General features: G+C 38.4%; 1 protein-coding gene. It reads right to left on the reverse strand.

Features of this window, described 5'->3' with window-relative positions; genetic code table 11:
* A partial coding sequence (locus CF394_RS03395) for an isocitrate/isopropylmalate family dehydrogenase (protein WP_243370656.1) occupies window positions 1-248 on the reverse strand: 248 nt, incomplete at its 3' end.
* Window positions 249-289: the final 41 nt, after the last annotated feature.

Consider the following 289-nt stretch of genomic DNA (forward strand, 5'->3'; position numbering starts at 1 on the left):
TCTTCTGGATAAGCAGCAGAATCATGTGGGCCTAATATCCATCCATGACACTTCTTTAATTCTTTTACGGTTACATCTGGCATTGGATCATTATATTTTTTTATCGCATCCCACCCCATTGGTAAATCAACCAAATCCAGGGACATATCTGCTTTTTGAGTTGCGGCCTTCAGCACCAAAGTTGTCGCTTTTACAATTTCCGGTCCAATTCCATCTCCATTTAAAACTCCAATGCGATATGTTGTCATATAACCATCTCCCTGATACTAATTTCTCTTGCAAAATATAA

It is taken from the genome of Tetzosporium hominis (genome assembly GCF_002265435.1).
GTDB classification, from domain to species: Bacteria; Bacillota; Bacilli; order Bacillales_A; family Planococcaceae; genus Chryseomicrobium; species Chryseomicrobium hominis.